Origin of the sequence: Lactobacillus sp. (assembly GCF_051873315.1) — a bacterium.
In the GTDB taxonomy this organism is placed as follows: domain Bacteria; phylum Bacillota; class Bacilli; order Lactobacillales; family Lactobacillaceae; genus Lactobacillus.
Genome location: NZ_JBJEES010000116.1, coordinates 1 through 6554 on the forward strand (window position 1 = coordinate 1; position 6554 = coordinate 6554).

Sequence of the window (6554 nt, forward strand, 5' to 3'; positions counted from 1 at the left end):
TCATGCTCCGGGTTACTCCCGGCATCAGCGCCCACACCAACGAATACATCCAGACTGGACAGGTTGACTCCAAGTTTGGCTTTGACATGGAAAGCGGCCAGGCGGACCGGGCTTTAGAACTTGTCTTGGCCAATCCCCGGATGAAGATGGCCGGTATCCACGCCCATATCGGCTCGCAGATTTTTGACGTCCGAGGCTTCGTGGGCTGCGCTGACAAGCTCTGCCAGCTGGCCACGGCCTGGAAAGAAAAGTATGGCTATGAAGCTGACATCTTGAACGTGGGTGGCGGCTTCGGCATCCACTACACCGACCAAGACCAGCCGCTTCCAGCTGAAGAATTTGTCCGGGCCATCGTCAAGGAAGTCAAGAACAAGTGCCAGGAGAGCGGCTTGAAATTGCCGGCTATCTGGATTGAACCAGGCCGGTCAATCGTCGGCCCTGCTGGCTGGAGCCTCTACACGGTCGGCTCAAGAAAGGACCTGCCGGGTTACCCAAGCTATGTTGCCCTTGACGGGGGGATGGGGGACAATATCCGGCCAGCTCTTTACCAAGCCGAATATTCAGCTGTTGTCGCTGACCGCCCCCAGGCAGAAGATGAAGAAAGGGTCAACCTGGTTGGCAAGTACTGCGAAAGCGGGGATATTTTGATCAAGTCCTGTCCTTTGCCAAAAACCGAACCTGGCGACCTAGTTGCCCTGTTAAGCACAGGTGCCTATGGCTACTCCATGGCGTCAAATTACAACCGCAATCCCCGTCCAGCCGTGGTTTTCGCTGAAGACGGAGTTGACCAGCTGGTGATCAAGCGGGAAAGCTACGACGACTTGATTGCCAATGACTTAAAATACCAAAAATAATCCTGGCATATTTTTAACAAAATAAACTTTTAGCCGGCGCAGAATTAAGAAAATGATTTTTCATTTGAGAAAAAATAGACAAAGTTAGCATTATCTGCCGCTTTGCTTAACAAACTATGCTAAAATAGGCTTAAATGTTAAGTTGCTGTTCTTTTTGATTTGAATGAAGAGGTTTTTCGAATGCCAAAATTAGCGCAAGATTTACTGCCGATTATCAACCACAAGCTTGATGCTGTGGTTCCTTCAGATATCCGCCGTTTTGACAAGTACGTTTCCCAGTTTGACGACGTCGTTAAACTGACCCTGGGTGAACCGGACTTGAATACCCCGGAACACATCAAGCAGGCAGCCATCCGGGACATTGAAAACAATGACAGCCACTACGGCCCGCAGTCTGGTAAGCCGGAACTGCTCAAGGCCATCAGCAAGTACGTTAAGGGCTTAACCGGCGTTGAATATGACCCGGAAAGTGAAATCACGGTGACAGTCGGGGCAACTGAAGCCTTGACCTGTACCTTGTCGGCTCTGTTGAATGACGGCGACAAGGTGATCGTGCCAACTCCAGTCTGGTCAATGTATATGCAGCTGGTCTGCTTGACCGGGGCTACGCCAGTTGAAGTTGACACCTCAGACACCGGCTTTGTCTTGACTCCAGAGAAGCTGGAAGAAGTTATTGAACGGGAAGGCAAGGGGGTCAAGGCGATTATGCTGAACGACCCGACCAACCCAACCGGGGTAACCTACCCTAAGGAAGTCATTGAAGGTCTGGCTGAAGTGATCAAGAAGCACCACATGTACGCCATCAGTGACGAAATCTACTCAGAATTGATCTACGGGGATGCCAAGCACTACTCCTTGTCTACTTATATCCCAGAGAGAACTATCTTTATTTCCGGTCTGTCCAAGTCCCACGCCATGACTGGCTGGCGGCTGGGCTACATCTGCGGGCCAGCTGAAATTATGGCCAGCGTGCGGAAGATGAATGACTTCATGATCACGGTCGTGACCAACAACGTGCAAGCCGCTGCCATTGAAGCTTTGACCAACGGCCTGGATGACCCGAAGGAATTCAGAGACATTTACCAGCGCCGGGTAAACTTCATGGAAAAAGGCTTGAAGAAGCTGGGCTTTGACATGGCCCTGCCGCGCGGCGCCTTCTACATCTTTGCCAAGATTCCTGAAAAGTACCAGGGTGACGACGTTGGCTTTGCCAAGGCTTTGGCCAAAGACGCCAGAGTCGGCGTGATCCCGGGCAGCTACTTTGGTGCTGGCGGGGCAGGCTACGTCCGGATGTCATACGCTTCCAGCGATGAAGCCCTGCAAGAGGCTCTTAAGCGGATTACCAAGTTTGTGGAAGCAGAATAATAAATTTTATTAGATTATTAAAGTACGGTTATCTTCGCAGAAGCCGTGCTTTTTTCTTTAGCGGCCAAAAAGTGGCGGAAATTACCATAAGGGCTGGCCCTATGTTATTATTTAAATAGTAAGCAATGCCGTGCTTGCGTGACCTATTTTCAAAAGAAAAGACAATATGAAATGATTTTTTCTATAGGATAAAAGAAATAACGTGCCGGGTATGCTCTTGAAATCTAGTGAAATGTAGTGATGATAATTATGGGTAAAAAGGCCTCTTTAAAAGATTTGGGAATAAGCACGATTCTGACCAAAGCATGGTGGTCCGTGCTTTATTTAGGGATCTTTGTTTTTGGCAAGCATATTCCCCTGCCTTTTGCCAAAATGCAGACCGGCCAGCCAAATGTTTTGCTCGTGGCAACGGGGGGCGACAGCAGTCAGGCCAGCCTCTTTTCTTTAGGGATCAGTCCTTGGATGTCAGCCATGATCATCACTGGGATGCTGGCTCAGCTCCGTCTGCCGATGATGTCTAAGATGACCGAGAAGAAGATGGACATCTGGCAAAAGACCTTGACCTTTTTCTTGACCGTGATTCAAGCAACGGTAATGCTGCGGGAGTTCCAACTGACCAGCAGCAGCTTTGGCACCCGTCTGGCTGCCGGCCTTTTCCTTATGACAGGCAGCTTTCTGTTGATCTGGCTGAGCGTCGAAAATGACAAAAATGGCCTGGGCGGAATCAGCTTGATCCTGATGGCCAACATGTTCTTTACATTAATGAAGTCTTTCGCCAATGGCCTCATCCCGGGCCTCAGCGCCCAAAGCGCCAACATTGTCCGGGCCCTGGCTCTCTTTGTCATCCTCCTTTTGGGAGTAATTACAGTTATCTTGACCAATGCTGAGCGCCGGGTGCCGGTAACCAAGCTCTTGATCAGCGCAGAATTTGGCTCAGAGTCCTACCTGCCGATCAGAATCCTGCCAGCTGGCTCCATGCCGGCCATGTTTGCCACGACCATGTTTGTCTTGCCAAAATATCTCTTGCAGTTTTTCTACAATTTGTCTTCTTGGAAACTGTTCAAGCAGTTAGCCAATGCCTTTGACTTAAGCCAGGTCAGCGGCCTTATTCTTTACTGCTTGATCCTGGTGGGACTGACTTACGGCTTTTCATATATCTCAATTGACCCGGTCCAGCAGGCTGACGACATGCAGAAGTCAGGTGACTATGTCCCTGGCTGCCGGCCGGGCAAGGAGACGGAAAAATACCTCCGCCACTTGATCAATATTTTTTCTTTCGTCAGTTCGATCTATTTCGTGGTCTTTACTGGCCTGCCGCTGGGCCTCACCTTGCTTGACGCAAAATTGTCCAGCTTGGTCATGCTGCCCAACTACGTCATTATCTTAGCTGGCTTTGGGGCAGCGATTGCTGAGCAGATTGAAGTCCTGCAAATCAGAGGCCAGTACCGGGGCCTGCTTTAGGAGAAGGGAGGAAAAAGGATGTATTATTTCGTGCCATCGTGGTACAGACGCGACCGGACCTGGCTCAGCTACGGGCAGATCTGGTTTTTGAACAGCGGACTTATTCACTTTGACTTTGACGACAGCATCAACCAGATCCGGATGTTCAAAGATGAGGGGCAGCCGGTCAGAATTCTGACTTTGGGTTACCTGCCCAGCATTGGCAACTTCCTCTTCCGGCACAACATCTTGGACGCGGAAAGTGACAATATTTTTGACCTGATGCAGGGGATTCCGGCCGACCAGGTGGTCAGAAACGTCAACTACCTGGACTTCAACTGGCCCAAGGACTGCAGCTTCGTCTACAATGCCTTCAACATCTTGGTTTACCGGGAAGATGAGCTCTACGCCCGGATCCGGATGGGGGTCACCGGTAACTTGATCCAGATCGAATTTGTCCGCCAGGGCTACAAGTACCGGACCATGTTCTTTGACTGGCGGGGCTTTTTGTCCAGCATCCTCAACTACGACAATGAAGGCCGCTTTGAGAGCCGGGTCTTTTTAAATCCGGAAGGCGAGGAAGTCTTCCGCAACAACAAAGATGACTCAGTGACCATTTTTTCCGCGGCCCAGGACCGCTTTAAAAAGAGCCACTACGACTCGATCACGGACATGATCAGCGAGTATTTGGACAAGTATTTCGCTGAAAATCTAGAGCCCGACGACTCCTTTATCATCGCTGCCAGCCGCCGGCACGACCAGTTCCTTTTGGAAAAATTAAAAGACTACAAGACAGTAATTTCTTATTATGGCCACCGGACAAATTTTGATGACCCCCATGTTTTTGAAACAGCCAAAATGGCCAGCATGGTCATCGCCGATTCCGACTATACGGTCAATTTGATGAAGGAAAATGGAGTTGAGCACGTCGTCCAGCTGCCTCCCCTTGATACGGACTTGACTATGGGGGAAAGCGACAGGGAACGCCTGCTCAAGGTCATGTTCATGACGGGCGGCTTGTCTGAAGAAGTGATCAAGCTGGCTTTAAAGGAGCTTTTTGACGTGATGGAAAGCAATAAGCTGGTTGAGATCAACTTCGCTGACTACGCCGGCTTTGACCAGTTTGGCATCTTGGACCGCTTGATCAAAGATGAAATGGCCAAAAGAGACTGCAAGTACCGCTACTGCTTTTTAAGAGCCAACCAGTCCCTGCCTAAGGAAATGGAAGCAGATGACGATGATGAAGAAAACCGGGTCCGCCGGATCAACTATGTCACCATTCACTCTGACACGGACTTGATCAAGATTCTCAAGCCTATGCGGCTCATTGTTGACCTGTCAGCCAGACCGGAAATTTTCCTGCAGGTGGTCGGCATCAGCACTGGCATCCCCCAGATCAATCTGGTTAAGTCCGATTATGTCGATGACGGCAAAAACGGCCTCCGGATTGGGCAGATTTCGGATCTTGCCGGGGCCCTGCACTACTATTTAGACGGACTCAGCAATTGGAACCGGGCCAAGATGTACTCAGTCGGCAAGATCAACAACTACACGGCCGCCAAGATCGTGAAGGAACTGTCAGATGCGGTAGGAGGGAAGGGTTAATGGATTATTTTTTGCTTTATGGGGTAAAAGAATACCTGCCGCCCGTGCCTGATCGGGAAAACGCCAAATGGTTTCGGGCAGGCTACGGGGAAATGGATGACTTGATCAAAGAGCTGAAAGCAGACAAAAAGCTGGGCTTCAGGGGTTTTCAAGGGGCCTGGCTGATCGACCTGCCAGAAGATGAGGATATACCCGCCCTGGCCAAAAATCTAGACGCCTACACGATCATGGTGGATGATGACTTGAAAGATGAAGAACTGACTGAAAAAGCCGCCTTCTTTTTTAAGTCCAAGCAGGTCCGCTTCGTGCACTTTGCCAGCAATAACCAGGCCTTTGACTGGATCGAAAGCCGTCTGTTTGGCGGCCAGGTCGGCAGCAAATTGGATGTCTCCAGCATGGAAGTCAACCCCCTCTTCAAGGGCAGAGTAGAGTTTAATGGCTTTGAAAATGTCCGCCTCAGCGGGAACTTCGGTGACGAATTCTGGCCGGTGATCAACTGGCGGTGGGGGATGTACTGCGACAAGGACCGGACCCTGGAGCTTTGGCCCCAGTTTTTCAAGGATGCCAGCGTGGACATCCGCCTGGCCGTTTATGAGAATAACCCCGGCATTGCTGACAATGTCCGCCGCCGGGTCGTGTTCACGGAAGCTGACATGAAAAAGTGGCTCCTTTTTGAAGGAACCAACCCCGGCTCAATCTTAAACGTCAGCTTAGAAGCCAGAGGCGAAGGCAACTTGACCATGGGCAACATCCACTACCGCTGGTCCAGACGGGGCCTGGGAGCCTTTATCGCGGGCGGGGAAGACCTGGTCGACGGCAAGCGCGATCCCTTGATCACCTACTTTAACCCTGGTGACCTTAAGCCGCCACTAAATATCTACTTTTCCGGCTACCGGACGGCGGAAGGCTTTGAAGGTTTTTACATGATGCGGTCCATGAAGGCGCCCTTTATGCTGGTTGGCGACCCCCGTCTGGAAGGCGGAGCCTTTTACCTGGGCAGCCAGGAACTGCAAGAGAAGCTTGTGGCCAGAATCCAGGAAAAACTGGACTGGCTGGGCTTTGACCACCATCAAGTAACTATGTCCGGCCTGTCGATGGGGACCTTTGGGGCCCTTTATTACGGCTCAAAGATTGAGCCAGGAGCTATCGTGGTCGGCAAGCCACTGGCCAGCCTGGGCAAGATGGCCCAGATGGAAAGAGACTACCGCTATGGGATTTTCCCGACGGCTTTAGACGTTTTAAACGCTGGTTCTCCAGATGACAACTGGCGGGGAGACTTTGACGAAAGAG

General features: G+C 50.9%; 5 protein-coding genes. All 5 read left to right on the forward strand.

The window, feature by feature from the left end:
- On the forward strand, positions 1-854 hold an 854-nt coding region (gene lysA, locus ACI32D_RS06755; protein WP_439775825.1), incomplete at its 5' end, for a diaminopimelate decarboxylase.
- A gap of 180 nt (positions 855-1034) precedes the next feature.
- A complete protein-coding gene (locus ACI32D_RS06760; protein ID WP_439775826.1) occupies positions 1035-2219 on the forward strand; it encodes an aminotransferase class I/II-fold pyridoxal phosphate-dependent enzyme in 1185 nt (394 codons plus the stop codon).
- A 249-nt stretch (positions 2220-2468) separates the two neighbouring features.
- Positions 2469-3680, forward strand: a complete 1212-nt coding sequence (gene secY2 / locus ACI32D_RS06765) for an accessory Sec system protein translocase subunit SecY2 (RefSeq protein ID WP_439775829.1) — start codon at positions 2469-2471, stop codon at positions 3678-3680.
- Positions 3681-3698: 18 nt separating this feature from the next.
- Positions 3699-5264, forward strand: coding sequence for an accessory Sec system protein Asp1 (gene asp1, locus ACI32D_RS06770; protein WP_439775827.1), 1566 nt, complete (start codon positions 3699-3701; stop codon positions 5262-5264).
- Positions 5264-6554: accessory Sec system protein Asp2 (gene asp2 / locus ACI32D_RS06775; protein ID WP_439775828.1), on the forward strand; the 1291-nt coding region annotated here is incomplete at its 3' end. The genes asp1 and asp2, both read left to right, overlap by 1 nt.

What these genes read in the sequence shown, in the direction of transcription:
- asp1 (WP_439775827.1), top strand. Translation starts at nt 3,699, where the DNA reads ATGTATTATTTCGTGCCATCGTGGTACAGACGCGACCGGACCTGGCTC.
- ACI32D_RS06760 (WP_439775826.1), top strand. Translation starts at nt 1,035, where the DNA reads ATGCCAAAATTAGCGCAAGATTTACTGCCGATTATCAACCACAAGCTT.
- secY2 (WP_439775829.1), top strand. Translation starts at nt 2,469, where the DNA reads ATGGGTAAAAAGGCCTCTTTAAAAGATTTGGGAATAAGCACGATTCTG.